Genomic DNA, 14,323 nt, shown 5'->3' on the forward strand with positions numbered 1-14,323 from the left:
CTTTTACTCTCACTTTCCTAATTAAAATCCGCCAAATCATTTTGGAGGTGGGCAAATCGCCCACTTCCAGTTTTACCATTTCAGTAGATTGAACTGTTCCATATCAATAGTGTTGCGGTTGCGATAAATTGCTAAAATAATCGCCAATCCTACTGCTGCTTCTGCTGCTGCCACAGTAATGACAAACACTGTAAATACTTGACCTTTTATTCCAGTAGGGTCTAAAAAATTGGAAAAGCCCATTAAATTAAGATTAACCGCATTAAGCATTAATTCAATCGACATTAAAACCCGCACTGCATTACGACTGGTAATTAAGCCATAAATACCAATACAAAAAAGAGCAGCAGCTAAAAGTAAACAATATTCCAGTTGCACTTGTTCCTCTCTTAAAATTTTTGATTCAAAATTATATTGTTGAGTTGTTATTTACTAGATTGAGTAAATTTCACTCATTTTTATTTTTCTGTTGTCGAACTACTACCAATCAAATCACGAGGACGTTCTGGTAAAGTCAAACTAGTAGTAATAGTTTCTTGCCTAGCTAAAATTTCGGGAATAAAATCGCGACGAGCTAAAATAATTGCTCCTACCATTGCCATTAATAACAACACAGAAGCTAATTCAAATGGCAATAAAAAGTCACTAAAAAAATGCTCGCCAATTGCTACGATGGTATTTTCCACGATCGCAGGTGAAGTACTATCAATTGCCCAAGGGGTAACCATTACCATAGTTCCCAGCAACAAAAATAATCCCAGACAAACTAATGCAGTTGCACCCTGACGAATCCAACGACGAGGAATTGCCGAAAAATCTTCGCGTTTATTTACCAACATAATGGCAAACAAGATTAGAACGTTGATTGCTCCAACGTAAATTAGGATTTGGGCAGCAGCAACAAAATCAGCATTGAGTAGAATGTAAATCCCAGAAATACTGATAAATACGCCTCCTAATAAAAATGCTGAATAAACGATATTAGATAACAGCACTACTCCTAAAGCTGTAGCCAGCATCATGGCAGCTAAAACGCCAAAAGAAACTATTTGAACACCTTCAGCTAAGGTCACTTCATTCTCCTTTCATTAATTAAGCAATCGGGATAGAACAAATTGATCAATTCTTCCCGATTTTGATATTTCAGTTACTATCTTCAGCTTTTGTTGCTGCTAGAATCTCTTCAGGGTCTTTGCCTGCTCTTTTAGAACCAGCAGGAAGATCGTGAGGATCGACTACGCCTTTGGGTAAATAACCAAATTCTCGTAAAGGTGTCACCATTGGATCTTGAGTAACTTTATACGGTAAGCGACCTAAAGCCACATTATCATAATTGAGTTCGTGACGGTCATAAGTTGCTAGTTCGTATTCTTCGGTCATGGATAAGCAATTGGTAGGACAATATTCAACACAATTACCGCAGAAGATACAAACTCCGAAATCAATACTGTAGTGATTTAGTTTTTTCTTTTTAACTGCTTTGTCAAATTCCCAGTCAACTACAGGAAGATTGATCGGACAAACACGAACGCAAACTTCACAAGCAATACATTTGTCAAATTCAAAATGAATTCTACCGCGAAAGCGTTCTGAAGGAATTAACTTTTCGTAGGGATATTGAACTGTAATTGGTCTTCTTCTCATGTGGTCAAAAGTTACTGATAAACCCTGACCAATGTATTTAGCTGCTTGCCAACTTTCCTTGGCATAATCTTGAACTTGTTTGAGAACTTTAAACATAATCTGTTGTCCTTTGTGATTGTGAGTTGCTCTACTCCTAAATTCAACAGATATCTCTATTGAGTTTTCGATCTTAACTAATTAACTAACCACCAAAAGCCACAGGAAAAGCTAATTTCAAAGCAGCCGTAATTAATAAGTTAGCTAAAGAAACTGGCAGTAAAAATTTCCAACCTAAATCTAGTAATTGGTCAATTCGTACCCGAGGAACTGTCCAACGTAAAAGAATGGCAATGAAAATTAGGAAGTAAGCCTTGAGTAAAGTCATAATAATTCCTAAAGATGCTGCTAGTACTTGTAACCAAGGAGTAGTATCACTTACTCCAAACCAACCAGCTAAATGATCTAAAGGAACGATAAATTCCCAACCACCAAGATAGAGAACTGCAAAAACTAGAGCTGATAATACGAGGTTAACGTAAGACCCAAGGTAAAATAGGGCAAACTTCATGCCTGCATATTCAGTTTGGTAACCAGCTACTAATTCTTCTTCTGCTTCAGGAAGGTCAAAAGGAAGACGTTCACATTCTGCTAAAGCTGCGATCCAAAAAATAATGAAGCCTACTGGTTGTCGCCAAACGTTCCAACCAAGAATGCCATAACCTGCCTGTTGCTCAACAATATCGATAGTACTAAGACTGTTGGACATCATCACGACTGCGAGTACTGATAATGCCAAGGGAATTTCGTAGCTAATTGACTGTGCTGCTGCCCGTAAACCACCCAAGAGTGAGTATTTGTTATTGGAAGCATAACCAGACATTAATAAACCAATTGGAGCAATACTTGAAAGAGAAATCCAGATAAAAATCCCGACATTTAAGTCCGTAATCGCCAAATTTTGTCCAAAAGGAACAATTAAATAAGATAAAAACACAGGAATTACGACTACGACAGGGCCAAGAGTGAACAACCAACGGTCGGATTTAGCTGGAATAACATCTTCTTTAAAAACAAGTTTGATGCCATCGGCTACTGGTTGAAGTACTCCCAACGGACCTGCATATTCAGGACCAATACGTTGTTGTGCTGCAGCAGAAATTTTTCTTTCTAACCAAACAACTACTAAAACTCCTACTGTTGCCCCAATCAGCATCAATAACATTGGTATAGGTAACCAGAGGGCTTGTGCTACACCAGAGGGAAGTCCTAAAGCTTTGACAGCTTCAATAAAACTTCCTTGGAGGTCGATTCCTGAATTCATATTTGCTTTTGCTTTGTAGATTGAGTTACTTTAAGCTCAAATTTAGAAAGTGTGAAGATTTTTAATCCTTCTCAATGGATAGTATATCGTTGTCCAACAATTAACCTGATCGATTAATCAGTAATTTTTACTTATGTTAGTGATTAAAAGTCACTAAAGACTTGATTTGCTTTGAAAGTGGGGAATGGGCAACAGGCAAAAGGAAATCAAGAAAACTATTCTATAGCAGTTCTTGGCATACCTTGGAGTTGGGCTGTGACTACCTTAAGCTGGATACGGCGACCACGCAGTGCCTCGGCTCCGCCGAGACCGCCTCGCAAAATTTCTAATTGAAGACTGTGATTGACACCGCTATTTTCAACAATCGACTGCAAGCGGTCGGCGGTGGTTACTGGTTCGCCATCAACGGATAAAATAACGTCTCCGCGACGAACTCCTCCTTTTTCTGCTGGAGTATTTGGCATCACCCTGACAACTAAAACTCCTGCTGTTTCGGGTACAAAGAAAGCAGAGTTGGGGTCTTGATTATTTTGTCGGGCAAGTTCTGGGGTTAAACTAACCATTTGTATGCCCACATAGGGATGCGGTACTTGTTGACCAGCAGCTAGAGTGTCTTTGAGGGTTTTAGCTTTATTGATTGGAATGGCAAACCCAATTCCATTGGCATCAGCCCGAATTGCTGTATTAATGCCAATTACTTCTCCTCTTTCATTGAGTAAAGGACCTCCAGAGTTACCAGGATTGATCGCTGCATCGGTTTGTAAAAAATCTACTCGTTTATCTGGAATTCCTACTTGAGCCGAGGAACGAGATAAAGTACTGATAATTCCCAACGTTACAGTGTTATTTAAACCAATCGGATTCCCAACTGCGATCGCCCAATCTCCTACTTGTACCTGGGTAGAATCTCCTAAAGGTGCGACTGGTAAGGCTGCTCCTTTTGGTTCAATTTTGACTACTGCTAAGTCGGTTACTTCGTCTGTGCCTTGAACTTTTCCTTCAAACTCTCTACCATCTTTGAGAGTTACTACTACTCGGTCTGCCTGACTGACTACGTGAGCATTAGTCAAGATAATCCCATTAGGATCGATAATAAACCCAGAACCTTGACCCCGAAGTTGTCTTTGTTCGGGAATCGGGGCTGCGAAGCGATCGCCAAAAAAGTCTCGAAAAAAGGGGTCTTCAAATAAAGGATCAATTCTACGGGTCACGGTTTTTTCCGTATCAATTCTAACTACGGCTGGTCCCGTTTTTGCGATCGCAGAGCTAACAAAATTGGTTGCAGTTTGAGCTTGATTACGATCAAGTTGCAGAGCAATAGCATTATTTTGAGGATTAACCGCAGAAGGTGAAGTTAGGGGGTCAGCTTGAGAGGACATGACCTTAATGCCACCAAAAGTTAATCCGACTCCTAACAAAAGTGCCACAAAATGACTAACTACTTTGCCTAGAAATCCTGATTTTTCCATACAGTTGAAATTAATAAGATTGAAAATCTATCAAACAAAAAATATACAAGATTTTTTTTCGATCATAGCTTTTTGTTGAGTCTTGTTTGGGGAATTAATATCTTGCTGAGGTTAAATCAATTTTGATGAAACAGAATTTTTCTAAATTCAGAAGTCATGGGTCGCAAGCTCTATATTTGAAAATTAATAATTACTTAACTAAGAGCAACTTCTCGAACTACAGGAGAGACTATAAACCCATTTGCGGATTTTTCTACAAGCGATCGCTGTCTTAAAGAAACAACAGCACTAATAATATCTCCGCCAGAAATATTCACCAAACTTGTAATCAAATCTTTTAACAAAATAGGTTGTGATTGATTAGCAATTTCAATCAAAATTTTTAGTTCTAAATCTGAAAGCCTGTTTAACATTCCTCTCACAAAATTTGTGACATTGCGAGGAAATAAAGTAGCATCTAAAAAGTCACTGACATTGCCATCAAAAACTTCTTGAATAGTAGTAGCTGCTAATTTAAGTAGTAAAGGATTTCCGCCATAAATTTCGATTAAACTCTGCCAATTTCCTTGTCCTGACAATTTTTTTTCTTTTAATAATAACTTAGCGTTTTCTCCTAATCCTGCTATTTTTAGGGAACGAACAGGAGATGTTTCTCCTTCTAAGAAAGAAATTTCTCTGACTTGTTCTCGACTAGTAATTAAGATACAACTTTTTGAGTTTTCTTCACCAAAGCGACGAAAAAATTGACCGTAATTTTCGTAGCCTTGAGTATAAGTTCCTACTAATTCTTTTGGTAAAAGTAAATTTTCCAAACCATCCAGAATAATCAAACAACGATGAGTTTTAAAATGAGTAATTAGCCAAGATATTTTATAATTTAAACTATTAATTTGATGCTTTTCCCCTTGCGGGTGCAAAATTTGAATAATATCAGTTAATAATTGATCAAGAGAAGGTGCTTGATACAGCGATCGCCAAATTAAATAATCAAATTGTTCCTGAATTTGTTGAGCAATTTTTACTCCTAAAGCAGTTTTACCAATTCCACCTATTCCTATTAAAGAAATTAAACGACAACGTTGATTGACAATCCAATCATTGAGAATAGCTAGTTCTTGAGAGCGGTCATAAAATACGGAAACATCGGGCGCACTATCCCAATCGAGATAATTATGAGTTTGAGTTGGTTGTGAAGAGGATTGAAGATTAAGATGATTAGCTTGTGCCAAAAGTGTCGATAACTCTGCTTGTTCCTGATACTTTCTGATCAGACGTTGCTGTAATTTTGTCAGTTTAACAGGACCTCGTCCCTCAATCTGAAACTTTTGATACACCTCACTAAGTCTTTTCCGTACGGCATCCTCACTGATGTGCAGGTTCGCTGCCATAGTTGCTACTGATTCTCCCTCCATCGCCAATGACAACACTTCTAGTTCAGCACTAGAAATGCGATGTTCAGATGCGATCGCTTTAATGAAGTTTTGAGGGATCATGTTCGGATTATTTACTTGGTCGTGAATATTACATTAACAGCTTACCTCATTTTAATGAGGTCATTAACATTGATTAGCTGATATCCAATCATTTTGCAAGACTTTTATTCCGTTCAAATCTAAAGAAAATATTAAGAAATATTACTAATCTCATTCAAGCGAATTATATTTAAGAGAATCTCATTTATGTGAGCATAAAGCTGCTTAAATGAGTAGCTTAAGTGAGAAAAATAAGTCTTTTTAGACTGAACTCTCATTTAATTACTTTATCGAGTTAAGAATAACGATATTATGAATGCTGGTAAGCGTATTGCGCTAATTTCTGTTCACGGCGACCCTGCGATCGAGATTGGTAAAGAAGAAGCAGGAGGACAAAACGTTTACGTTCGCCAAGTGGGCGAAGCTTTAGCAAGACAAGGATGGCAAGTGGATATGTTCACTCGTAAGACCAACCCTACGCAATCCTCAATCGTTCAACATAGTCCTAACTGTCGCACTATTCGCCTCGTTGCTGGTTCTGAAACTTTTATTCCTAGAGATCAACTGTTTGAATATTTACCTACTTTTGTTGACCAGCTACGGCAGTTTCAAAGAGACAATCAGATTCAATATTCTCTCGTCCATACCAATTATTGGTTATCTGCGTGGGTAGGAATGGAATTGAAAAAACACCAACCCCTCAAACAAATCCATACCTATCATTCTCTTGGCGCAATTAAATATCAATCTGTGAGTGAAATTCCTGCTATTGCTGCAACTCGTTTAGAAGTAGAAAAAACCTGTTTAGAAACAGCAGATTGTATTGTTGCTACTTCGCCTCAAGAGCAAGAACACATGAGACAGTTCGTTTCTAGTCAGGGTAAAATTGAAATTATTCCTTGTGGTACTGACATTGATCGCTTTGGTTCAGTCTCAAGTTCGGAAGCTCGTTTACGTTTAGGTATTCCTAAATCAAGTCTGGTAGTATTGTATGTTGGTAGATTTGACCAGCGTAAAGGAATTGAAACTTTAGTTAAAGCGATCGGTAAATCAATATTCCCTGGTTTAGCAGATATACGTTTAATTATTGTTGGTGGTTCTCGTTCTGGACAAAGCGACGGAATTGAAAGAGAAAGAATTGAAGGAATTGTTGATGAGTTAGGGTTACGAGAATTTACTACTTTCCCTGGACAAGTCGATCATGACGAATTACCTAATTATTACGCTGCTGCTAATCTCTGCGTAGTTCCTAGTCATTATGAACCCTTTGGTTTAGTTGCGATCGAAGCAATGGCATCAGGAACGCCCGTAGTTGCTTCAGATGTAGGAGGTTTGAAATTTACCGTTGCTGACGAAAAAACAGGATTACTTTGTCCTCCTCAGGATGAAGAATCTTTTAAAGAAGCGATTGATCGCATTTTATCGCGTCCTACTTGGCAGAAAAAATTAGGTAAAGCTGCTCGCCAAAGAGTAGAAACTATGTTTAGTTGGAATGGAGTTGCTCAACAATTAAGCGATCTTTATGAATCATTGAATGAAGAAGCTTTAGAAGAATTAACTTTAATCAGTGCTTAGTACCGCTATGCGAAAATAGATTATCTCAATAATTTTTCATGATGGGGAGAAAAATCTCCCCATTTTTTTTAATAAAAACTAAAAAGATTAAAAATTTTGTTTATTTTTTAACTTCTGTACAGGCAAAGTCATTTATTCTAATGCTTGACCCCGAGTTGAAAATTGGTACAAAAAAGTATCACCAAAGTTAGATATGTAAAAAATCTTTTTTTTCTAAGATTGAAGAAGATTAGATTGTTATAATGCTTAAAAATAGCATTTTCTTCGGTCTAATATAATTGAAATTCTAGCTCAAAGAGTAGTTATGTCATCAACTAAAATGCTTGAAGGAATAGAATTAATTGATTGTGCCAAGGCTAATGCTAAACAAGGCATAAAAGTAGCAGCAAAGCAATGTGGCTATGGTGACAATCTTGATTTATTCAAACAAAATCTTATTCAATCCTGTCAAGAAATTGGAGTCGAGATTAAAGAATTAGAAGATTTAATTACCGATCAACAATTAGCTCAAGAACAACAAAAAAGAGAAATTGCTCCTGAAACACCGACAGAGCTATAATTGTAGTCTTTTTTAACAAAAATATCGGTGTAGCTAATTTGAATTTTGATACTAAATCCGATTACTAAAGTACACTATTATTCAGTTATCAGTTATCAGTGATCAATTTGTTACTTTGATCCTTCGTTTCACGTTTCTGAAGCTTCGCGCTTTCTGCCTCCTCGTTAAAGGATTTAAAGTAGGCTCGGTGACTACTCGCACGTCTTGAATATTGACATCGTATAGTCCACCCCAGAACATAGCTTTGCCCACTAGCAGCAATGCACCTATGCCTAGAAATAACAAATGATGACCGAGAATGATACCCAGTTGTTTAGGATCATCCCATTCAAAATGAAACTTACGAGCCTGTCCTTTGGCTTCTTTAAGATCGCTTGGTGCTTTGAAATTATGGAAGAGCGCACCTGCACCCAAAACGCCAGAAGAAATTAAATGTACTGCCCCGACAACAAACATAGGGTAAGTATCTACTGTATCTACTACTTGTCCTCCTTCGCCAACACCTAAACCAAGAGTAGCTAGATGAGGTAAAAGAATTAAGCCTTGTTCGCTCATTGGTAAGCTGGGGTCAAATTTTGATAGTTCAAAAAAAGTAAATGCCCCGGCCCAAAAAGTTATTAGGGCTGCTTGAGCAACATGGGCTGCAATAAACAAGCCAGATAAATTGGCAAACCGAGCGTTCCCTGCCCACCAATCATACTTAACTCTAGGTTGATCGTATGTGTGCAAAACGAAACCTCCTGATAAATTTTGCAAAATTTGTTAGTAATTATTCTCAATAAAACAACAACAAGTTAATTATGCATTATTGATAACTATTTGCAAATTTAATCGTGACAAAACTTAATAAATCTAGAGATGATCAACAATAATAGTTATTAGATTATTTGGTCTTAACCTCTATTTGAAAACCCGAAAAACTCTTTAATGTCGTCAAGCTTTGATTAAAATTTCTTTTGTATTTACTATGCAATCATTATATTTTTCGATACAAAAGAGAATAACTATCAATAAAAGATTTTTTAATGTAAGCTAAACAAAAAACTAATTGCATTAAATTCTCAATAAAGTTGAAAGGGAGGTTGGTAACTGTGACCGCCATAACTAATAGTCCTCAAGAAATTGGCGACTATACAGATATTCCCTGGTGGGCAGGAAACGCTCGACTAAAGGATATTTCAGGTAAGTTATTAGGATCGCACGTAGCCCACGCTGGTTTGATTGTATTTTGGGCTGGTGCAATGAGTTTGTTTGAAGTATTTCGCTTTGATCTCACTCAGCCAATGTACGAACAAGGATTAATTATTTTGCCTCATTTGGCAACTCTCGGTTTGGGTGTGGGCGATGGTGGGGAGGTAATTAATACCTATCCTTATTTTGTGGTAGGAGTAATCCATCTTATTTCTTCCGCCGTATTAGGTGCAGGAGGAATTTATCACTCTCTCCTGGGACCAGAAGTATTAGAGGAAAATCGAACTTTTGCAGGCTTTTTTGGCTATGACTGGAAAGATGACGACAAAATGACTAGTATTCTGGGCATTCATCTGATTTTTCTGGGTATAGGCGCATTTTTATTAGTTTTTTTTAAAGCTATGTTTTGGGGTGGATTATTTGACCCCTGGGCGATTAATGGCGGAGGAGTCAGAATTATTACCGATCCGACAGTAAATCCCATCACTATTTTTGGCTATCTGTTTGGGCTTCTGGTGAAGAGGGCATGGCAGCCGTAGACAATCTAGAAGATGTAGTTGGTGGTCATTTGTGGATTGGTTCGCTTTGTATCCTTGGTGGTTTCTGGCATATGCTTACTAGACCTTTTGGTTGGGCGCGTCGAGTGCTGGTTTATTCTGGAGAAGCTTATTTATCTTACAGTCTAGGCGCGATCGCTTTGTTGTAACTTTGTACTGATTATATGTTACAAATTTTTTATTTTGGTAGTATTTGGTTTTTAGTTTTGAGTGTACTGAGTTGGCGGTTAATCAAAATTACGCAAACAGCTTTCAGTTATCTCAAACGCTTGCATCAAATTCCTTGTTCTAAATGTCCTTTTTTTACTGGAGACTATCGACTTAAATGTACAGTTCATCCTATAACTGCTATGTCAGAAGAAGCAATTAACTGTCGTGACTTTATGGCGAAATCTTGCTCTCAACCTGATCATTCAACAGTTTTTAGTAAAAATTGTTCTAACAAAAAACGTGAGCAAAAAATGTGTGCTGTCTCTCCTTGTCAGACAATACACAGTTAAACCAAGCCAAAGAGCGATCTCGCCCAGGGGCGAGGCGCGCTGCAATCGCATTTTCCTCTTAACCAGAAAAATCTCTCATAATTTATGATAATCACAATGAAAAGTTCTCACTCAACAGCACCGGTTTGGATTAATGCTAATTTTAGTTTTAAACGTTTTGATGGTCGGATGGTTCGCCATCTTTCTCGTCACGTACCTCTTGCTTATTGGGAATATTCTCAACATCAAGATGAAGCAAGTTCTTTAGAAATAGCTTTAACCTTACTTCACGACTACCTTAAGTTCCTTGCCGAGCCAGTTAATTTAATCGGTCACAGTACAGGGGGTTTAATTGGATTGCTATACGCTCGTCGTTATCCTCACAAAGTCAAATCATTAACTTTATTAGGAGTAGGTTGTCATCCTGCGATCGATTGGCAAGCCCACTATTATTCTATGCGGAAGTTATTGCCTTGTAGTCAAGAAATTGTGCTGGCACGGATGGTACAAATGCTGTTTGGCTGCCAAGATAGATTTAATACTCGAACTTTAATTGAAATTCTCAAACAAGATTTAAATACTTCTCCTTCTTCTCATTCTCTTTACCAACACAGTAGTGTTTCATCTGAAGGAGTTTCGATGCCTCTGATGGTTTGTGGTAGCGAAAATGATGGAATTGTCGATCTTTCTGCTTTAAAAGGATGGAAAGATTATTTTAAAGAGGAAGATATTTTGTGGACAACTCCTTTGGGGCATCATTTCTTTCACTATTTTTTTCCCGAACCAGTAAGCCGAAAAGTAATCGAATTTTGGCATCAAGTCGATCAACAACAAAATAATTTTGCTTCTCAATTCATCAAAGTTTAACTAAAGCGATTTTCAAAAGAAAACTAATTGATCTGAAGAATAACTTTAATTAAATCAAATTTGACTCACCGAATAAGAATCATTTTTACCATCATTTGTCTCGGTTTCAGGCTGAGATGGTAAATAATCGTTATATTTGTCTTGATTATAAAAATAGAGACTACGAATCGGATAAGGAATATTAATCTCCGCTTCATCAAAAGCTTGTTTAATTGCCAAAATTACTTCTGTCTGAGCTTGTCTTACTTCTACCTGTCTAGGTGTAGTCCAATAACGAACAACAAAATCAATTGAACTCTCACCAAATCCAACTAAATCTATTTCTGGTTTTGGATGGTCTAATACTGCATCTACTTTAGCAAGAGTATGATGTAAAATTTCTTTTGCCTCTGGTAAAGAAGTATTATAGTCGACTCCTACTGCTAAATCCGTTCGCCGACTATCAAAAGCGGTACGTACCTGTACAGCATTGGTGAATACTTCAGAATTTGGCAGTAAAATTCTTTCACCATTATAAGTACGAATTTTGGTTGTGCGTAGATCTATTCCTTCTACTGTTCCTTCATAATTACCAACGATAATTTGATCGTGGATGTGAAAGGGTTCTTGAATCAATAATAAGATTCCTGCCAAAAAATTCTTAAAGATATCTTGAAAAGCAAAACCAATAGCAACCGAACCTAATCCTAAAGTAGCAATAATGTCACCTAAACGTAGACCTGGAAAAGCAACAACGCAGGCAAGTAATACTCCTACAATCCAAGTAGTTACATGGGCAGTTTTTACCAACAGTAATTGTAAGGAACTACTTTTTAAAGTTCTTTTTCCTAGTTTCTCGGCTATGCCTCTCATCATCTGAGCGACATAGCGAGTTAACATAATAATAACCAGAGCTATTAAGATTGCTGGTAAAATTTTAATGGTACTAGCCAGTAATTCTTGTAAACTACTGATTACGGTTTTAATTATTCGCTCCATTCGTTGATTTTTTTAATTAAAAGCAAGCAAGATTTTGGGAGTTGTATTAGGCTTGATTATTTATTTTCTGGCAATAATCCACACAGCATGAACGATACCAGGTATGTAGCCTAAAAGAGTTAATAAAATATTGATTGCTAAATCAACTGTGAAACCAACTTGAAGAAATACTCCTAAAGGAGGAAAAACAATAGCCAAAATTAGACGAACAAGATCCATGATTTACTTAAATTTGTTTAGATAAGTTTATTATGAGAATTTTAACAACTGAGATTCAGTTATTAAACTAAGTTAACAAAATTAGCTTTTGAATCAATCTTTCGCAAGCTAGAAATAATACGGGAACAATCGCTGATATCTATCTTAAGTATGATTTTTTGCTCAGGGCGAATGGTTATTCGCCCCTACAAATTTATTTGACAAAGACTTTAGCTTCGTATTCTGGAAGATCGATCATAATTTGATTTTCTCCAGCTTCGATATCATAGTCGCCTGTCCATTCATGCCAAGTTCCATTATCTGGAAAATTGGGTATGGTATAACCAGCTAAATATTGGTCAGAAAAATTGGCTACTACAACGACTCTAGAACCTTCATCGTTCCAACGAGTATAAGCAAATACTTTTGCCTCAGGGTCTTCGTAGAAAAATTCAATATTTTCAGTATAAAGAGCGTAATTGTGTTTTCTTAAATTAATTAAACCTTTATAATATGCCTGTAAACCACTATTAAGGTCATTTTTGAGAAGATTCCAATCAATTTTGTTAGATTCTTGGCTGAGAGGATGATAATCACCAAATTCCTCGCCCATCCAAACCATTGGTATACCAACGGCAGTCATTAACAAAGCTACACCCAACTTAAATCGTTTGAAGGCTGCTTCATCAAAGATACTACGATCTGCCAACTCTGCCATGATGCGTTCGTGGTCATGGTTAGTTAAGTAATTGACTACATTAGTTGCACCCAAAAAACCTTGACGTTTGCAATCAATCACATTTTTTAATTCTTCTAGCTCAAAGCGATCGCCACAGATATGAGCTTTCACGGTATGATAAAAGCTATCATGCCAACAGCCGTCCATTGGTCCATCTAAGTTAGTAATGGCAGGATTTTCGGGAATATGTTCGGCGATGTTATAAAAGGGTTTGCTGCCTGCAACTTCTTTAGTGCGATTAACAATCCAATGCATAAAATCGTAATTATCGAGTTGGCGGGCAGCATCGTAACGGATGCCATCGATATGATATTCTTTCACCCAATAATCAACTGTATCGCCGACGAATTGCCAAGCTGGTTTGAGGTCTAAATTTTCGTCATAATGTTCGTAGTTAAATTCTGGGCCCCAACTATTATCGGGGTCAGTGGGTTCGTGATGAAACCAATAATCATGATCGATTTGAGTCAAAGGACAATCGGTATTGGTGTGATTGTAAATCCCATCCATAATCACTCGGATGCCTTTAGCATGACATTCATCAATCAGACGCTTTAGTTCATAGGTAGAACCATAATTAGATTCAGCAGCAAAAAAGTGTTGTGGACTATAACCCCAACTATACTCACCAGGATTTTCTTTGACAGGCATCAATTCAATGGCATTGATCCCCAGATCTATTAAATAATCTAATTTTTCGGTAACGTGTTGATATCGACCTCGAATTTTCGGGTCATCTTCCCCACCAGAAAAGTCGCCTACGTGCAGTTCATAGATTACTAATTCATGGTCGGCAGGTAAAGGTTTATCATCGTGTTGCCAGACGTAGGTATCAACAATTTTTTTGCCTTCTTTAATCTTTAGAATTCCATTTTGAGTATATTCGTCAATATCAGTTGCATAAGGATCAATAATATCTACCCATTGGTCTGGTTCGAGAAACCAACTTTTGGAACGAACTTGGAATTTATAGCGATATTCACCATCTTCAAGTTCTACTTTATTTCTAAAATAACCGTCATCACCTTTTTCCATCTTAATTGGTTCCCAATCGGAAAAAGAACCAATGAGGTTAGCTTCTTTATTATAGGGAGCGAATAATTGAAATTCTATTGAACTTGCCATCTTTCTTTTCAATACCCCAGTGGAGACAGGGTGGATAAGTTTAAATATATTGGGGATATTTGCCCACTGCATCTATCCCAAGAATGAGTGAATCATAGAAATGTTTGAGTTGATGAAATTTGCTAACAGATTAGATAATAAGCAATCAACAAAAAAAGATTGAAATGCAG

At 37.2% G+C, this 14,323-nt stretch carries 13 protein-coding genes and 2 pseudogenes; 5 read left to right on the top strand and 10 right to left on the bottom strand.

What is annotated here, in order from left to right:
* Nucleotides 1-72: 72 nt before the first annotated feature.
* The 6 genes from nuoK to STA7437_RS04235 all read right to left on the bottom strand — a co-directional run bounded on the left by nuoK (nt 73) and on the right by STA7437_RS04235 (nt 5,906).
* Complete coding sequence (nuoK, locus tag STA7437_RS04210) at nt 73-378, bottom strand: NADH-quinone oxidoreductase subunit NuoK (RefSeq protein ID WP_015192130.1); 306 nt, start codon at nt 376-378, stop codon at nt 73-75.
* Between the two features lie 80 nt (nt 379-458).
* Entirely contained in the window at nt 459-1,073 is a 615-nt protein-coding gene (locus STA7437_RS04215; protein ID WP_015192131.1) for an NADH-quinone oxidoreductase subunit J, read from the bottom strand.
* A 70-nt stretch (nt 1,074-1,143) separates the two neighbouring features.
* Entirely contained in the window at nt 1,144-1,740 is a 597-nt protein-coding gene (gene ndhI, locus STA7437_RS04220) for an NAD(P)H-quinone oxidoreductase subunit I (RefSeq protein ID WP_015192132.1), read from the bottom strand.
* A gap of 85 nt (nt 1,741-1,825) precedes the next feature.
* The gene (nuoH, locus tag STA7437_RS04225; protein WP_015192133.1) at nt 1,826-2,944 is read right to left on the bottom strand and encodes an NADH-quinone oxidoreductase subunit NuoH; all 1,119 of its coding nucleotides are present in this window, start codon (nt 2,942-2,944) and stop codon (nt 1,826-1,828) included.
* Nucleotides 2,945-3,159: 215 nt separating this feature from the next.
* On the bottom strand, nt 3,160-4,413 hold the full coding sequence (locus STA7437_RS04230; RefSeq protein WP_015192134.1) for an HhoA/HhoB/HtrA family serine endopeptidase: 1,254 nt from the start codon (nt 4,411-4,413) through the stop codon (nt 3,160-3,162).
* A gap of 194 nt (nt 4,414-4,607) precedes the next feature.
* Complete coding sequence (locus tag STA7437_RS04235) at nt 4,608-5,906, bottom strand: helix-turn-helix transcriptional regulator (RefSeq protein WP_015192135.1); 1,299 nt, start codon at nt 5,904-5,906, stop codon at nt 4,608-4,610.
* Between the two features lie 291 nt (nt 5,907-6,197).
* On the opposite strand from STA7437_RS04235, the gene STA7437_RS04240 reads away from it, so the two are divergent.
* Together STA7437_RS04240 and STA7437_RS04245 are read left to right on the top strand one after the other, a co-directional pair.
* Nucleotides 6,198-7,460: a glycosyltransferase family 4 protein gene (locus tag STA7437_RS04240; protein WP_015192136.1), complete on the top strand. Its 1,263-nt coding sequence runs from the start codon at nt 6,198-6,200 to the stop codon at nt 7,458-7,460.
* Between the two features lie 304 nt (nt 7,461-7,764).
* Nucleotides 7,765-8,019, top strand: coding sequence for a hypothetical protein (locus tag STA7437_RS04245; protein WP_015192137.1), 255 nt, complete (start codon nt 7,765-7,767; stop codon nt 8,017-8,019).
* Nucleotides 8,020-8,184: 165 nt separating this feature from the next.
* Here STA7437_RS04245 and STA7437_RS04250 read toward each other — a convergent pair.
* Nucleotides 8,185-8,748, bottom strand: a pseudogene (locus STA7437_RS04250) (photosystem antenna family protein); the annotation flags it as partial.
* A gap of 362 nt (nt 8,749-9,110) precedes the next feature.
* Here STA7437_RS04250 and STA7437_RS04255 point away from each other — a divergent pair.
* The 3 genes and pseudogenes from STA7437_RS04255 to STA7437_RS04265 form a co-directional block, all read left to right on the top strand.
* Nucleotides 9,111-9,913 (top strand): annotated as a pseudogene (locus tag STA7437_RS04255) (chlorophyll a/b binding light-harvesting protein); the annotation flags it as partial.
* An 18-nt stretch (nt 9,914-9,931) separates the two neighbouring features.
* The gene (locus STA7437_RS04260) at nt 9,932-10,267 is read left to right on the top strand and encodes a hypothetical protein (RefSeq protein WP_015192139.1); all 336 of its coding nucleotides are present in this window, start codon (nt 9,932-9,934) and stop codon (nt 10,265-10,267) included.
* A 96-nt stretch (nt 10,268-10,363) separates the two neighbouring features.
* Nucleotides 10,364-11,113, top strand: coding sequence for an alpha/beta fold hydrolase (locus tag STA7437_RS04265; RefSeq protein WP_015192140.1), 750 nt, complete (start codon nt 10,364-10,366; stop codon nt 11,111-11,113).
* Between the two features lie 54 nt (nt 11,114-11,167).
* Here STA7437_RS04265 and STA7437_RS04270 read toward each other — a convergent pair whose 3' ends face one another.
* The 3 genes from STA7437_RS04270 to STA7437_RS04280 form a co-directional block, all read right to left on the bottom strand.
* Nucleotides 11,168-12,091, bottom strand: a complete 924-nt coding sequence (locus STA7437_RS04270; protein ID WP_015192141.1) for a mechanosensitive ion channel family protein — start codon at nt 12,089-12,091, stop codon at nt 11,168-11,170.
* A gap of 60 nt (nt 12,092-12,151) precedes the next feature.
* Complete coding sequence (locus tag STA7437_RS25375; protein WP_015192142.1) at nt 12,152-12,310, bottom strand: YqaE/Pmp3 family membrane protein; 159 nt, start codon at nt 12,308-12,310, stop codon at nt 12,152-12,154.
* 193 nt (nt 12,311-12,503) lie between these two features.
* A complete protein-coding gene (locus tag STA7437_RS04280; RefSeq protein ID WP_041619749.1) occupies nt 12,504-14,153 on the bottom strand; it encodes an alpha-amylase family glycosyl hydrolase in 1,650 nt (549 codons plus the stop codon).
* Between the last annotated feature and the right edge of the window lie 170 nt (nt 14,154-14,323).

Source organism: Stanieria cyanosphaera PCC 7437, assembly GCF_000317575.1.
GTDB classification, from domain to species: domain Bacteria; phylum Cyanobacteriota; class Cyanobacteriia; order Cyanobacteriales; family Xenococcaceae; genus Stanieria; species Stanieria cyanosphaera.

Coding starts and splice junctions, on each gene's coding strand:
- STA7437_RS04240 (WP_015192136.1), top strand. CDS start 6,198: ATGAATGCTGGTAAGCGTATTGCGCTAATTTCTGTTCACGGCGACCCT.
- ndhI (WP_015192132.1), bottom strand. CDS start 1,740: ATGTTTAAAGTTCTCAAACAAGTTCAAGATTATGCCAAGGAAAGTTGG.
- STA7437_RS04230 (WP_015192134.1), bottom strand. CDS start 4,413: ATGGAAAAATCAGGATTTCTAGGCAAAGTAGTTAGTCATTTTGTGGCA.
- STA7437_RS04245 (WP_015192137.1), top strand. CDS start 7,765: ATGTCATCAACTAAAATGCTTGAAGGAATAGAATTAATTGATTGTGCC.
- STA7437_RS04260 (WP_015192139.1), top strand. CDS start 9,932: ATGTTACAAATTTTTTATTTTGGTAGTATTTGGTTTTTAGTTTTGAGT.
- STA7437_RS04280 (WP_041619749.1), bottom strand. CDS start 14,153: ATGGCAAGTTCAATAGAATTTCAATTATTCGCTCCCTATAATAAAGAA.
- STA7437_RS25375 (WP_015192142.1), bottom strand. CDS start 12,310: ATGGATCTTGTTCGTCTAATTTTGGCTATTGTTTTTCCTCCTTTAGGA.
- STA7437_RS04270 (WP_015192141.1), bottom strand. CDS start 12,091: ATGGAGCGAATAATTAAAACCGTAATCAGTAGTTTACAAGAATTACTG.
- STA7437_RS04235 (WP_015192135.1), bottom strand. CDS start 5,906: ATGATCCCTCAAAACTTCATTAAAGCGATCGCATCTGAACATCGCATT.
- STA7437_RS04265 (WP_015192140.1), top strand. CDS start 10,364: ATGAAAAGTTCTCACTCAACAGCACCGGTTTGGATTAATGCTAATTTT.
- nuoH (WP_015192133.1), bottom strand. CDS start 2,944: ATGAATTCAGGAATCGACCTCCAAGGAAGTTTTATTGAAGCTGTCAAA.